The 16,762-nt window shown below is 63.1% G+C and carries 20 protein-coding genes, 1 tRNA gene and 1 riboswitch; of the genes, 8 read left to right on the top strand and 13 right to left on the bottom strand.

Annotated elements, in window-relative coordinates; translation table 11 throughout:
• Nucleotides 1-2 precede the first annotated feature (2 nt).
• From cobO to ACR0NB_RS12430, 5 genes are all read right to left on the bottom strand, one after another.
• A complete protein-coding gene (cobO, locus tag ACR0NB_RS12450) occupies nt 3-602 on the bottom strand; it encodes a cob(I)yrinic acid a,c-diamide adenosyltransferase (RefSeq protein ID WP_170342842.1) in 600 nt (199 codons plus the stop codon).
• A gap of 56 nt (nt 603-658) precedes the next feature.
• Nucleotides 659-1,594 (bottom strand): DMT family transporter, encoded by a 936-nt coding sequence (locus ACR0NB_RS12445; RefSeq protein WP_170342844.1) that lies wholly within the window; start codon nt 1,592-1,594, stop codon nt 659-661.
• 32 nt (nt 1,595-1,626) lie between these two features.
• Nucleotides 1,627-2,301 (bottom strand): HD domain-containing protein, encoded by a 675-nt coding sequence (locus ACR0NB_RS12440; protein WP_170373195.1) that lies wholly within the window; start codon nt 2,299-2,301, stop codon nt 1,627-1,629.
• Nucleotides 2,285-3,385, bottom strand: a complete 1,101-nt coding sequence (aroC, locus tag ACR0NB_RS12435) for a chorismate synthase (protein WP_170340855.1) — start codon at nt 3,383-3,385, stop codon at nt 2,285-2,287. Before aroC ends, ACR0NB_RS12440 begins: the two co-directional genes overlap by 17 nt.
• A gap of 94 nt (nt 3,386-3,479) precedes the next feature.
• Nucleotides 3,480-3,920: a 6,7-dimethyl-8-ribityllumazine synthase gene (locus ACR0NB_RS12430; RefSeq protein WP_170342850.1), complete on the bottom strand. Its 441-nt coding sequence runs from the start codon at nt 3,918-3,920 to the stop codon at nt 3,480-3,482.
• Between the two features lie 117 nt (nt 3,921-4,037).
• Nucleotides 4,038-4,192: riboswitch (FMN riboswitch) on the bottom strand.
• 54 nt (nt 4,193-4,246) lie between these two features.
• On the opposite strand from ACR0NB_RS12430, the gene ACR0NB_RS12425 reads away from it, so the two are divergent.
• On the top strand, nt 4,247-4,861 hold the full coding sequence (locus ACR0NB_RS12425; protein ID WP_480775844.1) for an FMN-binding negative transcriptional regulator: 615 nt from the start codon (nt 4,247-4,249) through the stop codon (nt 4,859-4,861).
• Nucleotides 4,862-4,878: 17 nt separating this feature from the next.
• Here ACR0NB_RS12425 and ACR0NB_RS12420 read toward each other — a convergent pair whose 3' ends face one another.
• Entirely contained in the window at nt 4,879-5,322 is a 444-nt protein-coding gene (locus ACR0NB_RS12420; RefSeq protein WP_170433664.1) for a c-type cytochrome, read from the bottom strand.
• A 461-nt stretch (nt 5,323-5,783) separates the two neighbouring features.
• On the opposite strand from ACR0NB_RS12420, the gene petA reads away from it, so the two are divergent.
• The 6 genes from petA (at nt 5,784) to ACR0NB_RS12390 (ending at nt 10,051) form a co-directional block, all read left to right on the top strand.
• Entirely contained in the window at nt 5,784-6,344 is a 561-nt protein-coding gene (gene petA, locus ACR0NB_RS12415) for a ubiquinol-cytochrome c reductase iron-sulfur subunit (RefSeq protein ID WP_093964025.1), read from the top strand.
• Between the two features lie 12 nt (nt 6,345-6,356).
• Nucleotides 6,357-7,688 carry a cytochrome b gene (gene petB, locus ACR0NB_RS12410; protein WP_093964026.1) on the top strand — a complete coding sequence of 444 codons (1,332 nt, stop codon included), beginning with the start codon at nt 6,357-6,359 and terminating at the stop codon, nt 7,686-7,688.
• A gap of 18 nt (nt 7,689-7,706) precedes the next feature.
• Nucleotides 7,707-8,492, top strand: coding sequence for a cytochrome c1 (locus ACR0NB_RS12405; protein ID WP_480775843.1), 786 nt, complete (start codon nt 7,707-7,709; stop codon nt 8,490-8,492).
• Between the two features lie 207 nt (nt 8,493-8,699).
• Nucleotides 8,700-8,951, top strand: a complete 252-nt coding sequence (locus tag ACR0NB_RS12400; protein ID WP_480775842.1) for a PepSY domain-containing protein — start codon at nt 8,700-8,702, stop codon at nt 8,949-8,951.
• A gap of 6 nt (nt 8,952-8,957) precedes the next feature.
• Entirely contained in the window at nt 8,958-9,533 is a 576-nt protein-coding gene (locus tag ACR0NB_RS12395; RefSeq protein WP_480775841.1) for a cytochrome b/b6 domain-containing protein, read from the top strand.
• Entirely contained in the window at nt 9,530-10,051 is a 522-nt protein-coding gene (locus ACR0NB_RS12390) for a helix-turn-helix transcriptional regulator (protein WP_480775840.1), read from the top strand. The genes ACR0NB_RS12395 and ACR0NB_RS12390 overlap by 4 nt, the downstream gene beginning before the upstream one ends.
• 6 nt (nt 10,052-10,057) lie before the next feature.
• Here the strand turns inward: ACR0NB_RS12390 and mtaB are convergent, their stop codons facing one another.
• The gene (gene mtaB / locus ACR0NB_RS12385) at nt 10,058-11,314 is read right to left on the bottom strand and encodes a tRNA (N(6)-L-threonylcarbamoyladenosine(37)-C(2))-methylthiotransferase MtaB (RefSeq protein ID WP_480775839.1); all 1,257 of its coding nucleotides are present in this window, start codon (nt 11,312-11,314) and stop codon (nt 10,058-10,060) included.
• Nucleotides 11,314-12,153 carry a diaminopimelate epimerase gene (gene dapF, locus ACR0NB_RS12380; RefSeq protein WP_170582374.1) on the bottom strand — a complete coding sequence of 280 codons (840 nt, stop codon included), beginning with the start codon at nt 12,151-12,153 and terminating at the stop codon, nt 11,314-11,316. The genes mtaB and dapF overlap by 1 nt, the downstream gene beginning before the upstream one ends.
• Nucleotides 12,154-12,364: 211 nt before the next feature.
• Here dapF and ACR0NB_RS12375 point away from each other — a divergent pair.
• Nucleotides 12,365-12,440, top strand: a tRNA-Lys gene (locus ACR0NB_RS12375).
• Between the two features lie 38 nt (nt 12,441-12,478).
• Here ACR0NB_RS12375 and ACR0NB_RS12370 read toward each other — a convergent pair.
• From ACR0NB_RS12370 to ACR0NB_RS12350, 5 genes are read right to left on the bottom strand one after another with little or no spacing between them, the layout of a single operon-like run.
• On the bottom strand, nt 12,479-13,000 hold the full coding sequence (locus tag ACR0NB_RS12370) for a DUF3833 family protein (RefSeq protein WP_170364402.1): 522 nt from the start codon (nt 12,998-13,000) through the stop codon (nt 12,479-12,481).
• 8 nt (nt 13,001-13,008) lie between these two features.
• On the bottom strand, nt 13,009-13,626 hold the full coding sequence (locus ACR0NB_RS12365; RefSeq protein ID WP_480637063.1) for a DUF3833 domain-containing protein: 618 nt from the start codon (nt 13,624-13,626) through the stop codon (nt 13,009-13,011).
• Nucleotides 13,623-14,846, bottom strand: a complete 1,224-nt coding sequence (locus ACR0NB_RS12360; RefSeq protein WP_480775838.1) for an MFS transporter — start codon at nt 14,844-14,846, stop codon at nt 13,623-13,625. Before ACR0NB_RS12360 ends, ACR0NB_RS12365 begins: the two co-directional genes overlap by 4 nt.
• Nucleotides 14,846-15,382: a hypothetical protein gene (locus tag ACR0NB_RS12355; RefSeq protein ID WP_170360385.1), complete on the bottom strand. Its 537-nt coding sequence runs from the start codon at nt 15,380-15,382 to the stop codon at nt 14,846-14,848. Before ACR0NB_RS12355 ends, ACR0NB_RS12360 begins: the two co-directional genes overlap by 1 nt.
• Entirely contained in the window at nt 15,333-16,667 is a 1,335-nt protein-coding gene (locus ACR0NB_RS12350; RefSeq protein ID WP_480775837.1) for an NAD(P)/FAD-dependent oxidoreductase, read from the bottom strand. Before ACR0NB_RS12350 ends, ACR0NB_RS12355 begins: the two co-directional genes overlap by 50 nt.
• Nucleotides 16,668-16,762: the final 95 nt, after the last annotated feature.

Genomic DNA, 16,762 nt, shown 5'->3' with positions numbered 1-16,762 from the left:
GATCAGAAATCGACGCCGCGCTGGGCCTTGATGCCGGCCTGAAACGGGTGCTTTTCCTCGGTCATTTCGGTGACCAGATCGGCATAGTCGCGCAGCGCCTGCGGCGCGTCGCGCCCGGTCAGGAACACGCTGGTCCGGTCCGAGCGGGCCTTCAGCCCCTCGATCACCGCGTCCACCGACAGGTATTCATAGCGCAGGGCGATGTTGATCTCGTCCAGCACCACAAGGTCATAGTCGCCGCTGGCCATCAGGTCGCGCGCCTTGTCGAAGGCGGCGGTGGCGGCGGTGATGTCGCGGTCGCGGTCCTGGGTGTCCCAGGTGAAGCCTTCGCCCATCGTGTGCCAGGTGACCAGATCGCGCTCTTCGAAGAACCGCCGCTCGCCAGTCTTCCATTTGCCCTTGATGAACTGCACCACGGCGACCTTCTGGCCCCAGCCCAATGCGCGGATCACCACGCCGAACGCGGCCGAGGATTTGCCCTTGCCCTTGCCGGTGTTGATCAGCACCAGCCCGCGGCCGGGATCCACGGCCTCGGACACTTTCTTGCGGTGCTGGGCCTGCACCTGTTGCATCTTCTGTTTGTGGTCCTGTGCGTCGCTCATGGCAAAACCTCGTTGATTGTCCGCGCCAACCTAGGCGATGGGCGCGAAAGGTAAAGTCAGGGTTTGTGATCGGTCAGCGACCGCGCCTTGCCGCGTTCCAGACCCAGCTGGTGTTCGCGCCAGATCACCACCGCATTGCCGGCGATCACCAGTGCCGCCCCCAGCAGGATCGCCAGGGTCGGCAGTTCGTCGAACCAGACATAGCCGATGAAGATCGCAAACAGCATCGACGTGTAGTCATAGGGCGCCAGCATCGAGGCCTGCCCGAACCGGTAGGACGAGGTCACCAGAATCTGCGCGACGCCGCCGATCAGCCCCATCGTAATCAGGATCAGCAGCTGGTTCAGGGTCGGCATGGTCCAGCCCCAGAACACGGTCAGCGCCGACAGCAGCGTGGCGGTCATCGAGAAATAGAAGACGATCGCGGCGGGGTGGTCGACCTGCACCAGTTGCCGGATGTGGATCTGCACGAAGCCACGGGCCACGGTCGCACCCAGCACGCACAGCGCGCCGATCGTGGCCCCGGTGCCCAGATCGGCCGAGCCCAGCCGCGGCCAGATCATGATCAGCACGCCCAAGAGCCCGATCGCCACCGCGCCGATGCGGATCAGGCGGATGCGCTCGCCCAGCAGCAGCGCCGCCAGGATCAGGGTGAAGATCGGGGTGGCATAGCCGATCGCCGTAACCTCGGGCAGGGGCAGCAGGCTGAGCCCGGTGAAGGTCAGGCCCATGGCGGTGGTGCCCAGCACCCCACGCCAGAAATGGCCCATGGGCTTCCTGACGACAAAGCCCTGCGCCAGTTCCCCGCGCGAGATCAGCCAAGCCACGATCACCGGCACCGCGAAAAGCGAACGGAAAAACACCATCTGGCCCGGCGGGAAATCCGCCGACAGCGCCTTGACCAGCGCCGACATCGCCGTGAACAGGAACAGCGCGCTGAGTTTCAGCGTCACGGCCAGCAAAGGGCGATGAGAGGTCATGGATTGGGCCATCGGCGCGACCCTGCCCCCTTGCGCGGCAAAGATCAACGGGTCGGATTGGGGCGTGTCCAGCTGTCGGGCAGCGGGCTGCCGATCTCTTCGGCAAACTCGGTCAGAAACCGAATCATGCGCCGGACCCGTTGCTGCGCGATCTGCCGTCCGGCCTCGGTCAGCATGTCGTCGGGCAGGGCCAGCAGCTTCACCTTCCAGTGGTCGATCGAATAGTGCAGATCGTCCAGCGGACGGTGTGATGCGAACGGATCGGCCGGATCATAGAGCGTCCGCCCCAAAGCACCGGACACCGAGAAATTCCGCGCGATCCCGATGGCGCCCAGCGCATCCAGCCGGTCGGCATCGCGCAGGATGCGCGCCTCGGGCGTCTCGGGCGGGATGTTGGCGGAAAAACTGTGCGCCTCGATCGCGTGGCGGGTGGCGGCGATCTGGGCATCGCTCAGGCCCAGTTCCCGCAGAACAGGCTCGGACTCCTCGGCCGACCGGCGCGAGGCCAGGTGTCGGTCGGGGTCGTTCTTGGGCAGGTTGACCAGATCGTGCAGATAGCAGGCCGCCAGCAGCACGGTCCTGTCGGTTTGCGCATCGGCGATGGCGCGGGCATTGACCCAGACACGGTCCAGATGGGCCAGGTCATGGGCCGGGTCGGTGATCATCCGCTGCGCGACGACCGCGCGTAGGCGGTCGCGCAGCTCAGCCAATCCGTCCACGGTTCTCACCGATCTGGCCCCGATGCAGCAGCAGGTGGTCCAGGATCACGCAGGCCATCATCGCCTCGCCCACCGGCACGGCGCGGATGCCGACGCAGGGGTCGTGGCGGCCCTTGGTGATGATCTCGGTCTCTTCGCCCGATTTGGTGATGGTCTTGCGCGTGGTCAGGATCGATGAGGTCGGTTTGACTGCAAAACGCACCACGATGTCCTGCCCGGTCGAGATACCGCCCAGAATGCCGCCTGCATGGTTCGAGCTGTATTGCGGGCCGTTCTGGCCCATGAAAATCTCGTCGGCATTGGCCTCGCCGGTCAGTTCGGCGGCGGCCATGCCTTCGCCAATCTCGACGCCCTTGACCGCGTTGATCGACATCATCGCCGCGGCCAGATCGGTGTCGAGCTTGCCATAGACCGGCGCGCCGAGGCCCGCTGGAACGCCGCGCGCCACCACTTCGACCACCGCGCCGACCGAGTTGCCGGATTTGCGCAGATCGTCCAGATAGGCCGCCCAGTCCTCGGCGGCTTGTGCATCCGGGGTCCAGAACGGGTTCTGTTCGATCTGCGCCCAGTCAAAGTTGGCCCGGTCGATCCGGTGCGGGCCGATCTGGGTCATGTAGCCGGTGATCTGGACATTGGGCGCGATCTGTTTGATCGCCTCGCGCGCCAGCCCGCCCGCGGCCACCCGCGCCGCCGTTTCCCGGGCCGAGCTGCGCCCGCCGCCGCGATAGTCGCGGATGCCGTATTTCTGCCAATAGGTAATGTCGGCATGGCCGGGGCGGAACTTGTCCATGATGTCCCCGTAGTCCTTCGAGCGTTGATCGGTGTTCTCGATCATCAGCTGGACCGGGGTGCCGGTTGTCTGGCCCTCGAACACGCCTGACAGGATCTCCACCTGATCGGGCTCGCGCCGCTGGGTGGTGAACTTGTTCTGGCCCGGTTTGCGCTTGTCCAGCCAGTGCTGGATCATACCCTCGTCGATCGGGACGCCGGGCGGGCAGCCATCCACCGTGGCGCCCAGCGCGGGGCCGTGGCTTTCACCCCAGGTGGTGACGCGGAAAAGGTGTCCAAAGCTGTTCATCGACATGGGGCGTGCTCCTTTGAGGGTCGTGATTAACGGCGAGAGCCTGCCGCCTCAAGCGGATTTGCGGTTGGGGCATCGCTGCCCCAACCCAGTGTGCTTAGGCAGCACGGGTCAGTGCGGCGCGGGTTTCGACGATTTTCAGCGCCGCCCGAGCTGCCTCGCGCCCCTTTTCCACGAAATGCGCGCGGTAGATGGCGTTGTGATGGTCGGTTTCCTGGTACTGGTGCGGCGTCAGCGACACCGACAGGACCGGCACGCCGGTTTCCAGCCCCGCGCGCATCAGCCCGTCAACCACGGCCTGCGCCACGAAATCGTGCCGGTAGATGCCGCCATCGACGACAAAAGCCGCGCAGGCCACGGCGGCATAGCGGCCCGTCCGGGCCAGGTCGCGGGCCAGCAGGGGCATTTCAAACGCGCCCGGCACGTCGAACACATCGACCTGATCGGCGGGGATCAACTCCAGAAAACCGTCCAGCGCGCGGTCGACGATATCGGCATGCCAGTTGGCTTTGACGAAAGCATAGCGGGTGTGTGTCAACGTGATCTCCTTTCAGCTTGGTGGCCTGCTGGCGGGTGCGAAGGGTTTCGCGGCCAGCGCGGCATGACACGTCACCCAAGGCGATCACGGACAGACGCGCCCTTGGCGAGGCGCGCTGCTCGTTCTCTTTCATCCGGACTTTAACCGTCGGCTCTGGCCTCTCACCAGATCTGCTGACACTCTGTCGGTTGAATGACAGAGCCGCTCGCGGGCTGGCGGGTCTGGGCCCGCATACCGCCGGTGGGGAATTCCGCCCCGCCCTGAGAACGGCGCGACCTTGCCAAGCGTGCGCGCGATCTGCAAGACCTGTCTGCAGGAGGACGGCCATGCACCCCAACCCAGCCTTTCGCGCCGAGGACCGCGCGCGCCATGTGGAGTTTGCCCGCAGCCGGGGATTCGGCGTACTGGCGCTGTCGGTCGACGGCCCGCCATTGATCAGCCATGTGCCCTTTCTGCTGTCCGAGGATGGCGCGGTGGCCGAACTGCATCTGGTGCGTTCGAACCCGATCGTGCGGGCGCTGGCCAACCCGCAGGAGGCGCGGATCGCGGTTCAGGGGCCCGACGGCTATGTCTCGCCCGATTGGTACGGGGTCGCGGATCAGGTGCCCACATGGAACTATGTGGCGGTCCACCTGACAGGCCGGCTGGAATTGCAGCCCCAGGACCGGCTGCGCGATCTTCTGGATCGGCAATCGGCCTTTTTTGAGCAGCGGCTGCAGCCCAAGCCGCCCTGGCGCGCGGACAAGATGGACCCGGCGGCGCTGGAGCGCATGATGCGCATGATCGTGCCCTGCCGCATGCAGATCACCCAGATCGACGGCACCTGGAAACTGAACCAGAACAAGCCCGAGTCGGCGCGGCTGGCCGCGGCCGAGAATGTCGAGCAGTCCGGGATCGGCACCGAGCTTGGTCAACTGGCCGCCCTGATGCGGGACAGTTGACCGGCGCCGGGTTGGGTTCAGTCGGTGAACGTGGCCAGATAGGCGGCGATATCCTCGGCGCCTGTCTTCAGCTTGACGCTCATGTTCGGGCGGGCGGTGTCGTCATTCAGGAAGTCCTGAATGAACCCGATCGGGTCGCGGGCGTAGGCGGCGATATTTTCCTGCGTCCAGACCAGGCCGTTTTCACCGGCGCGGATCATGTCATCGGTGAACATGCCGATGGGCAGCCGTTCACTGCCGTTCAGATAGTCGTTTTCGGTTCCGGCGGCCCTGCCGACCACACCATAGAGATTCGGGCCGGTGATGCCGCCTTTGATCAGAACCTCGCCATCCTTGATGATGGCGTGACAGGACGAGCAGCGGTTGTAGAGTTTCTCGCCGCGCGCTGCGTCGCCTTCGGCGGCGGCCTGGTGTGCGGCGGTGAACGCGAGCAGCAGAATGGCATTTTTTGACAAAGTCATTTGGGTCCTCATTCAGATCGGTCGCGCGCCCGCCGCCTTTGCGTGAAAAACCCCGGGGTCGCAACCGGGAAATTCACCACAAAGAAATCTAAAAAATGATTTCAAAATAGATGTTTACATGAAAAAAAATGACCCGGAACCGCGCGGTCCGGTTGCTGTCGTGTGTGCCACGCGCCGGGCACCCGAGTGAACAGATGCCCGACCGGGCCGGGGGCGAAGGGTCAGAGAATCACCTGCGAAGTGATTCGCGCCTTCGAACGGCGTTTTTCGCAACACCCGAGGAAGTTCTTGAAAAATGACCGCTTCATTGTGACATGAATGCCCAGATGCGGCGTAGTGCGCGCCTATGACCGCTGGACGAACCGATTTCCGCCAGCTAGATACCCGCGATGAGACGCCGCTTTGATGCGGTGCTGATGCATGTTTGCCCGTAGCCGGGCGCTGGAATCGGAGAAAACCTCGTGTCCCACGCAGAAGACCACGAAGGCACCCGCAGAGATTTCCTCTACTACGCCGCCGGCGGCGCAGGTGTCGTTGCAACGGGAGCCGCCGTTTGGCCCCTGGTCAACCAAATGAACCCCTCGGCAGACGTTCAGGCGCTGTCCTCGATCCGCGTGGATGTCAGCGGCGTCGAGATCGGCACCCAGATCACGGTCAAGTGGCTGGGCAAGCCCGTCTTCATTCGTCGCCGTACCGAAGAAGAGATCAACTGGGGCCGCGAAGTGCCGCTGGAGGATCTGCCGGATCAGAACGACCGGAACGAAAACAAGCCGAACCTGCCCGCGACCGACGAAAACCGGACGCTGGACGAAGCTGGCGAATGGCTGGTGATGATGGGCGTCTGCACCCATCTGGGCTGTGTTCCTTTGGGCGACGGCGCTGGTGATTTCCACGGGTGGTTCTGCCCGTGCCACGGATCGCACTACGATACGGCGGGCCGTATCCGCAAAGGTCCCGCTCCGGAAAACCTGCATATCCCGGTCGCCGAGTTCCTCGACGAAACCACCATCAAGCTGGGTTAAGGAGACGCGCTCATGTCCGGTATCCCGCACGATCACTATGAACCGAAGACCAACGGCGAGAAGTGGCTGAACAGCCGTCTGCCCATTGTCGGTCTTCTATACGACACTTTGATGATCCCCACCCCGAAGAACCTGAACTGGATGTGGATCTGGGGCATCGTCCTGACCTTCTGCCTGGCGTTGCAGATCGTCACCGGCATCGTTCTAGTGATGCACTATACCCCGCATGTCGATCTGGCCTTTGCCAGCGTCGAGCACATCATGCGCAACGTAAACGGCGGCTACATGCTGCGGTACCTGCACATGAACGGCGCGTCGCTGTTCTTCGTGGCGGTCTATATCCACATCTTCCGCGGCCTGTTCTACGGTTCGTACAAGGCGCCGCGCGAAGTGACCTGGATCATCGGCATGCTGATCTACCTGATGATGATGGGCACCGCCTTCATGGGTTATGTTCTGCCTTGGGGTCAGATGTCCTTCTGGGGCGCCACCGTGATCACCGGCCTGTTCGGCGCGATCCCCTTCGTGGGCGAAGCGATCCAGACCTGGCTGCTGGGCGGACCGGCCGTCGACAACGCGACGCTGAACCGCTTCTTCTCGCTGCACTATCTGCTGCCCTTCATCATCGCAGGGCTGGTCATCGTGCATATCTGGGCCTTCCACACCACCGGCAACAACAACCCCACGGGTGTTGAAGTTCGCCGCACGTCGAAAGCCGAGGCCGAGAAAGACACGCTGCCGTTCTGGCCCTATTTCGTGATCAAGGACCTGTTCGCGCTGGCCGTCATCCTGGTCGTGTTCTGGGCAATCGTCGGCTTCATGCCGAACTACCTGGGCCACCCGGACAACTACATCGAAGCCAACCCGCTGGTCACGCCCGCGCACATCGTGCCCGAATGGTACTTCCTGCCGTTCTACGCGATCCTGCGTGCCTTCACCAGCGAAGTCTGGGTCGTGCAGTTCGCCAGCTTCATCACTGGCGGCATCATCGACGCCAAGTTCTTTGGTGTTCTGGCGATGTTCGGTGCAATCCTGGCAATGGCGCTGGCGCCGTGGCTGGACACTTCGACCGTGCGTTCGGGCAAGTACCGCCCGATGTTCAAATGGTGGTTCTACCTTCTGGTCATCGACTTCTTTGCCCTGATGTGGCTGGGTGCGATGCCGGCGGAAGAGCCCTATGCGACCTTCTCGCTGATCGCGTCCGCCTACTGGTTCGCCTATTTCTTCGTGATCCTGCCGATCCTGGGTGTCATCGAAAAGCCCGATGCCCAGCCGGAAACCATCGAAGAAGACTTCAACGCGCATTATGGCAAGGCTGACGCCGACGCCACGCCGGCCGAGTAAGAAGAGGGACCGGAAACCATGTTCAAGAAACTTGCAATCGGTGCCGCGTTTGCCATCGCCCTTGCTCCTGCTGCGGTATCCGCAGCCGGAGGCGGCGAGCAGCATATCGAGGACTTCGACTTCTCGTTCGAAGGGGCCTTTGGCGCTTACGATCAGAACCAGCTTCAGCGCGGCCTGCAGATCTATACCGAGGTTTGCGCGGCCTGCCACGGTCTGAAATACGTTCCGCTGCGCGACCTCACGGCGCTGGGCTACTCGGAAGAAGAAGTCATCGCTTATGCCGCCGGCACATTCGAGGTGTTCGATCCCGAGCTGGATGATTTCCGCCCGGCCAGGCCGACCGATCACTTCCCGGCCAACGATGCCGTGGGCGCACCTGACCTGAGCCTGATGGCCAAGGCACGTGCAGGCTTCCACGGCCCCTACGGTCTGGGGATCAACCAGCTGGTCAAAGGCATGGGTGGCGCTGAATACATCGCGTCGCTGCTGGACGGTTATACCGGCAAGGAAAAAGAAGAGGCCGGCACGATCCTGTACGAAAACACCGCCTTCCCGGGCGGCTGGATCTCGATGGGTCCGCCGTTGTCTGACGAACAGGTCGAGTTTGCCGACGGACACGAAAACACCGTCGAGGCCATGTCCCAGGACGTCGCTGCGTTCCTGATGTGGGCCGCCGAACCGAAAATGATGGATCGCAAGGCCTCGGGCTTTGTCGGGGTACTGTTCCTGACCATCATGTCGGTGCTTCTCTACTTGGTGAACAAGCGTCTGTGGGCGCCGGTCAAAGGCAAAAAGTCGGTCTGACCTAAAGGTCACCTGCAATAGCAAGACAACCCCGCGCATGGCGCGGGGTTTTTTCTTTGTACGGTCGGAAACTCGCCGAACTGGGCATCAGCGCGGGCTTATTCACAGCTTTTAAGCGGAATGCGCATGGCGTCGGCGGGGTCGGCTGCTCAGGTTTTCGACAGCGTCAGGCGGTCTGACGCAGGATCGAAACCGAGGAGACCCGACATGAAACTACCCATACTTGCAGCCGCGTTGCTTGTGGCCACTCCCGTTCTGGCTCTGGATCTGGCGCCGGATACGGAACTGGGCAAGACCGAGGCCGAGGTGCGCACCGCTCTGACCGTGCTTGGCTATGACGTGCGCAAGATCGAAATGGAGGACGGTGAAATCGAGGCCTATGTCGTGAAAGACGGACAGATGGCCGAGGTCTATGTGGACCCCGCGTCCGGCAAGATCAAAAAGATCGAGGACAAGTGACCGGCAATGTCCGAGTCCATCCAGTACGAAAGCGGGCGCGAGGGCGCCCGCACCATCCGGGTCTGGGACCCTTTGGTCCGCCTGATCCACTGGTCGGTGGTTCTGGGCATTCTGCTCAACGCCGCTGTGACCGACCCTGAGGGGCTGCTGCATGAATATGTCGGATATGCCGTTCTTGGGCTGGTTCTGCTGCGCCTGGCCTGGGGCGTCCTTGGGCCGGCACCGGCCAGGTTCTCGGCATTCCCGTTCAGCCCGAATGCTGCGGTCCGACATGTACGTGACACCGTTCGGGGCGACCGGTCGGTTCACCTGTCGCACAATCCTCTGGGCGCGCTGATGGTCTACAACATCTGGATGACGTTGGGCGTCATCTGCGCCACAGGCATCATGATGCGTACCACGGCCTTCTTCGGGGTGGGTTGGGTCGAGGATGCGCACGAGCTGGCGTTCAACTGGCTGATGCTAAGCGTTGTTCTGCACGTGCTTGGCGTGCTTTTGGACCAACGTCGAACCGGTGTCGCACTGGTCAAAGCCATGGTATCAGGAGACAAGAATATTCCTGATGGCTGGTCGACCAAATGATCAAATGGATCACCGAAAACCTGCGGTCCGGCGATGCGGATGCACGCCGGGCCGTTCTGATGGGGGCGATGATCGTGGTTCAGGGTCTATGTGCCGCATTCTACATGGGCGATGCCATTCTGGACCTCGATGGCAGCGAGCCTCTGGCGCATCTCGTTTTGGAATCCCTGGTCGCGACCGTCCTTTGCCTTGGCGTCCTGTTCTTCATGCTTGAGCTGCGCAGGTTGCTGGCGCGAATGGACCAGACAAAACAAGGCCTGCGCGCGGCGCAGGGAGAAATGAGCGCCGTGATCGACACTTTCTTTACCCGCTGGGGCCTGACCAGCGCCGAGCGCGAAGTGGGCCTGTTGATCCTCAAGGGCGTCGACAATGAGAATATCGCTCGGATCCGAGGCCGCGCCGTGGGTACCGTTCGCGCGCAATCGGCTTCGATCTATGGAAAAGCCGGCGTGGACGGACGCGCTCAATTGATCAGTGTTTTCATGGAAGAGCTTCTGGCGACTGACGGGCCTGCCTGAGAGACGTCAGGCCACCAGCTGCTGATCGCGAACCCCGGTGATGGCGGCAGTCACGATCTGTCCTTCGGGTTGCGCGTTCGCAAATGTCACTTCGGTGAACTGCTCGGTCCGGCCCATGTGGGGATTTTCCATCAGTATGTGATGGGTCTTGCCCAGCTGGGCTTCCAGGTGTCTGGCTACCTGCGCGTCACCCGCCTCACGTAGCCTGGCCGCACGTTGCTTTGTCACCTTGCCGTTGACCTGCTGCGGAATGCGCGCCGCCGGCGTGCCTTCGCGCTTGGAATAGGGGAAGACGTGCAGCCAGGTCAGGTCGCAGTCGGTGACCAGTTTCAGCGAGTTCTCGAAATGGGCCTCGGTTTCCGTCGGAAAGCCCGCGATGATGTCGGCACCAAAGGTGATCTCGGGGCGCAGCCTGCGGGCCTCTTCGGTGAAGCGTATGGCGTCGTCGCGCAGGTGGCGGCGCTTCATCCGTTTCAGGATCAGGTCGTCACCATGCTGCAGCGACAGGTGCAGATGCGGCATCAGGCGCGGCTCGGTCGCGATGGCCTGCATCAGGTTCTCGTCCACCTCGATCGAATCGATCGAGCTGATGCGCAGGCGCGGCAGGTCGGGCACCAGTTTCAGGATGCGCATGACCAGATCGCCCAGCTTGGGCTGCGCGGGCAGATCAGCGCCCCATGAGGTCAGATCGACCCCGGTCAGCACGACTTCGTTATAGCCCCGGTCCACCAGCCGCTTGATCTGGTCCACCACCACGCCCGCCGGGACGCTGCGCGAGTTGCCGCGGCCATAGGGGATGATGCAGAAGGTGCAGCGATGATCACAGCCGTTCTGGACCTGCACATAGGCGCGCGAGCGGGTGCCGAACCCGTCGATCAGGTGCCCTGCCGTTTCTGTGACCGACATGATGTCGTCGACCTGCACCGTCTCGGTCTCGCCGATGAAATCGGCGGCCATGCCCTTCCAGGTCTCGGGGCGCATCTTTTCGGTGTTGCCGATCACCGCATCGACCTCGTCCATCTCGGCAAAGGTCTGCGGTTCGGTCTGGGCGGCGCAGCCGGTGACGATCAACCGGGCGTTGGGGTTCTCGCGGCGCAGCTTGCGGATCTCCTGCCGGGCCTTGCGGACGGCTTCGGCGGTGACGGCGCAGGTGTTCACGATCACCGCGTCCGTCAGCCCGGCCTGCTGCGACAGCTCCTTCATCGCCTCGGTCTCATAGGCGTTGAGCCGGCAACCCAGCGTGGTGAATTTCGGCGGGTTCATCACAGCGGCTCCAGAAACTCGGGCGTCAGCGTGCCCGAGAAGACATGGCAGGTGGGGCCGGTCATCCAGACGCCGTCCTCGCGCCAATCAATCCAGATGGTGCCGCCGTCCAGGTCGATCTGCACCTTGCGCCCGGTCAGGCCGCGCCGCGCCGCTGCCACCGCCGTGGCACACGACGACGAGCCCGAGGCCAGCGTGATTCCCACGCCGCGTTCCCACACCCGCATGCGGATGTGATCCGGCCCGATGATCTGGGCGACCTGCACATTGGTGCGCTGGGGATAGAGCGGGTGATGCTCATAGCGCGCGCCGAATTCCTCCAGCGGAATCGCCTCGGCGTCTTCGACGAAGAAGGTGCAATGCGGGTTGCCCATGCCGGTGGCCACCGGTCCGCCTTCGATCGGCAGTTCCAGCGTATCCACCTCTTCGGCCAATGGAATGTCGGCCCAGTCCAGCTGTGGGTGCCCCATGTTGACCGAAGTCAGCCCGTCGCCCGCGTCCCGCGCCTGCAGCGTGCCGTGGCTGGTGGTCAGCGTCAGTTCGGATTTGCCGCTTTCCTGCATCAGGAACCGGGCGATGCAGCGGGTGGCGTTGCCGCAGGTGGCCGAGATCGACCCATCAGCATTGTAGAACACCAGATGCGCATCCGATTCGCCGTTTTCGATGACGGCCAGCTGGTCGAATCCGACCCCGAACTGCCGGTGTCCGATCCCGCGCGCCAGCGCCGGCGTGATCTGCACCGGATGCGCGCGCGCGTCCACAATGACGAAGTCATTGCCAAGCCCGTGCATCTTCATGAAGGGCAAACCGGTGTCGGATCGTTGCTGCATGGCGGGCATATAGCCTTGCCGCAGACATGAATCCAGCCCGGCGCGAAGATTCCTGAAAAAAGGGGTTGACCCCCCGCCGCCTCAACCCTAATTAGGCCGCCTATCGGGACGCCGGGAACACAATGATTTCAGGCGGAACGCGGTGCGAAAAAGGGCTTGTACCCGGTCGGGAAAATGCCTTAGACAGCGCCACGGATCGCAAAGATCCGATGAAAAGAGTGGGCCGTTAGCTCAGTTGGTAGAGCAACTGACTTTTAATCAGTGGGTCGCAGGTTCGAATCCTGCACGGCTCACCACTTTTTCCAAAGACTGATTAGGACGCCGCGCCGAGCGGTTACTTCTTTTCGAAGAACAACACGACTTCCCCCAGCCGGATGCCAAAGCGCGAGACATAGGCGCGGTTCAGCAGGCGGTCATCGTCCAGCAGCCACATCCAGTCGTCGAAATCGACGCGCATCGTGCCGTCCTTCACCGGCAGGTCGATGCGGTATTTCCAGTTGAACGTGTCGCCACGCTCGGTTCCCGACGCGGTGCCCAGAACGCCGGGCGCGGTGCCGGTCCAGGTATCCTCGCCGGTTTTGGTCAGGGTCCAGATGCGCTGTTCGGTGGCGCCGTCGTCATAGACGAAGTCTTCGACCAAAGTCAGGGTCTGGCCATCCCATGTCCCGTTGATGTCGACCGTGAACCGCCGCGGGATGTTGCCCAGAACGTCCTGGAACTGCCCATAGGCCACGGTGTGGCCCTCAAAGAACTCTTCGAGGTTCAGCTGGCGGTCCGACAGGAAAGTGGTCGGGACTTTCGGTTTGAAGGCACAGGCCGCCGTCAGCAGCAGGCACGCGAAGGCCAGTCGTTTCATGAGCCGGGTCATTGCAGGGCCCTCGGGTCGGCCGTGCGGTCATGACCGTTTGCGCCGGGCACATGCGCGGTCTTTTCTGGCGGGGCGGGGCGCATCGTGGCGACCAGCTCGGCCACCTTCAGGCCGAACTTGCGCATTTCCGAGCGGTTCATGATCGCCCCGCTCTCGGTCAGGTACATCCAGTCGGTGACGTCCAGGGTGTGGCCTCCGGCGTCTTCGGGCAGAACGATGCGATAGGTCAGCTTGACCGTCGCGCCCGAGATCGCACCGCGGCCTTCGCCGACGATGTCGTCGGCGGTTGCGGTAAAGCTGTTGCCTGTGCCCATGGTCAGGTACCATTTGCGGGTCATCTGCTTGCCGTTCGAATAGGTGAAATACTCGGTCAGGGTGCCGGAATTGCCGTTCCATTCCCCGATCATCCGCGCCACGAAGCTGTTCGACATCTTGCCGGTCGGGCCATAGATCAGCCCTTCTGACAGGATCTCCCCGTTCAGATTATCCTTCAGCGAGAAATCGGGGCCGGTTCCGGCATAGTCCGACGGCGATTGCGCACGAAAGCTGAGAAGGCGGGTTTTGACCGCGATCAGGGCCAATACGGCCAGTGCGGCAATCAGAAGGAATGTCATTTTGCGGGTACCTCTGTAGGCAGCGTCAGGACCATTCCGAACGCGCCGAGTTTCAGGATGCAGGGCAGCACGGCATAGGCCAGGTTGAGCGTTTCCAACGCCTGCGCCGAATTCGTCTGACCGGGCACGAAGCCGCTGCGTTCCAGCAGCGGAAGGGTGAAGAATGCGGCCAATGCCAGCCCCAGTTTGCCGGCGAAAGACCAGATGCCAAAGGCGGCCGAGGCATTCAGCCCCGCGCGTGTCAGCACCACCGAGAACATGGCCGGCAGAACCACCATGTCCGCCCCCAGCGCCGCCCCCGACGCCAGGCAGATAACCGCAAACCCGGCCAGGTTGCCGGGCGCCAGAATGGCAGCGCCGACAAAGCCCAGAATGGCAAGCGGCATCGCGATGATCAGAGTCTGTTTCGGGCCGATCCGGTTGCTGAGCCGCGCCCAGAGCGGCACTGTGGCCCCGGCGCTGAGGAAGAACAGGATCAGCAGCGGCCCGGCCTTGCCCGGCAATTGCAGCCGGTCCTCGACGAAGAACAGGAACAGGGTCGAGGTGATCGCAACCGGCAGGCTGTTGACCAGCGCCAGCGCCAGCAGACGCAGGGCCCCGGCCTGACCCAGCCCGTCGAAGGACAGGCCCTGCCCGGTGACGGGCGCGCGCCGCCAGATCGGCAATGTCAGCATCATGGTGACCAGCGCCAACGCGCCCAGAAACAGCCCGAAGGCCGGATAGCCCTGCGCGCCCGCGCCCAAAGCCACGAACAGCGCCGGTGCGCTGGCGGCCAGAACCACGCCGGCCAGTTGCCCGCCCTCTCGAAAGGCGGCGAGGGTCATCAACTCGCGCGGGGTGGCCTGTTTCGCCAGCGTCGCGCTGCGGCCGTAAAGCAGGATCGTGCCCAGGCTGTAGGCGGAAAACAGCAGGATCAGGATCGCCACGAGGACGCTGACGCTCGCCCCCTGCGGCAGCGAAAACAACAGCGGAAAACCGACCGCCAGACCTCCGGCGGCCAAGACGGCAAAACCCATCTGCGCGCCGGGCCAGCGGTCAATGGCCCAGCCGATCAGCGGGTCTTGCACCAGATCCACCAGCCGGATCAGCAGCAGAACCGTGCCGATCACGCCCAGGCCGATCCCGAGGTTCACCGCCGCGAAACGCGGCAAGTGGATGTAGAGCGGGATACCCGCCGCAGCAAGCATCAGCGCATAGAGGCTGACACGCGGATACAGCATCACTGACCCCGCAGCTGACGCGTAAAGGCGGCGGACCGGGTGTTGTTGCCCAGAAAGATCGACATGAAACTGCGCTTGATCCCCGGATAGGAGAGGGTGCAGGTCTTGCGCCCGTTGCGCCAGAACTCGATCGCGTCGGGGCCTTTGGTGACGGCCAGGTAGCTGTCACCGGCGCCGACCGCCTGATAGCAGGTTTTCAACTGCGCCTCGATCGGGGCGCTGTTGCCCTGCCGGGCCATCTCGTCCAGCGTGGATTCGATCAGCGCCTTCTGCTTCAGCGATTTCCGATAGGTCAGCTTCAGCCCGAAATCCTGCGACCAGCTGAGCGGGCCGCCGCCTTTGGTGAACAGCTGCGCGTCGTAGATCGGCAGACCGAGGAACCGGAAGGTGGCAGTGCCACGCAGCTCGGCATCGGGCAGCAGGTTGGTGACGGGGGTGGCCGCAAGCCCGGCAGGGGCCAGCAGAACCAGGCTCAGGATCGCTGCGTTACGGGCTGGCCGTAACCGGGACAGCGACGCTTGGATCAGATATCGCATTTTCAGCTCCGTTGGTTTGCGGATCGCCGGTCAACAGCCCGACCACGTGCATCGCGCTTGCGATTCCGTCTTCGTGGAACCCGTGCCGGTTGTAGGCGCCGGCGAACCAGGTCCGGTTGCGGCCCTGCATCTCGCGGATCTGGCCCTGCGCTTTCAGCGCGGCCTTGTCGAACACCGGATGGGCGAATTCCACCTCGTCATAGATTTTGTCTGGCGCGATGTCGGAAGACGGGTTCAGGGTGACGAACAACGGGTCGCTTTCAGGGATGTTCTGCAACCGGTTCATCCAATAGGTCACGCCCACGTTGCCCGCCTGCGAGCGGTAGGTCCAGCTGGACCAGCAGGCGCGGCGGCGCGGCATCTGGCTGGGGTCGCAGTGCAAGACCGCGCGGTTGGGCTGATAGCGGATCGCGCCCAGCGCCGCGGCCTCGTCGGTGGTGGCGTTCTGGCCCAGAATGGCCAAGGACTGGTCGGAATGGGTGGCCAGGATGATCTCGTCATACTGATCCGAGCGGCCCTGGGCCTGAACGGTCACGCCCAAGGCATCGCGTTCGACGTTAGAGACCGGCGCGCCCAGGCGGATGTCGCAACCCCGGCCGCGCAACGCGGATTCGATCCGGCGGACATATTCGATGCTGCCACCCTTTACCGTCCACCACTGGTGCTGGGCGCCGCGTTTGCTGGACAGCAAGGCGTGGTTGCGGAAGAACTGCACCAGCGACCGCGCCGGAAACTGATCGACGAACTCCACCGGAGTTGACCAGATCGCGCCGCACATCGGCATCAGGTAATTGTTGCGGAACCAGTGGCCCAGCCGCATCTGGTCAACCAGCTCACCAATCGTGGTGTCATCATCCCGGGCGGCCTCGGGCGCTTCTTTGCCAAAGCGCAGGATGTCGGCGATCATCTTGTAGTAGGAGGGCCGCACGAGGTTGCGCTTCTGCGCGGTGATGGTGCGCAGATTGTTCAGGCCATATTCGATGCGACCATTGTCGATGGTGGCGCCAAAGCTCATCTCGCTTTTGATGACCGGCACGTCCAACTCGCCAAACAGCTTGGTCAGGTAGGGATAGGTGGCGTAGTTGAAAACGATGAACCCGGTATCGACAGGTTGGTCGCCGTTGCGCCCGGCCATCACCGTGCGCGCATGTCCGCCCAGACGGGGTTCGGCCTCATACAGGGTGACGTCGTGGCTCTCTGACAGGTAATAAGCCGCTGATAATCCTGAGATGCCTGCGCCTACAATTGCGATTTTTTTCCGTACGCCCCGGGTTTCGTCGAACATGCCATCCTCTTTATGCGACATTTTACAATAAGATACGCAGGGTAGGCCGGAGCGGATCAAATCCGGGCCATGTTTTTACATGTTTCCCGCTGATC

The organism is Ruegeria sp. CG3 (assembly GCF_056537205.1).
The sequence above is the reverse complement of the archived record's forward strand: the minus strand, read 5'-3'. Positions and strand labels throughout refer to the sequence as shown.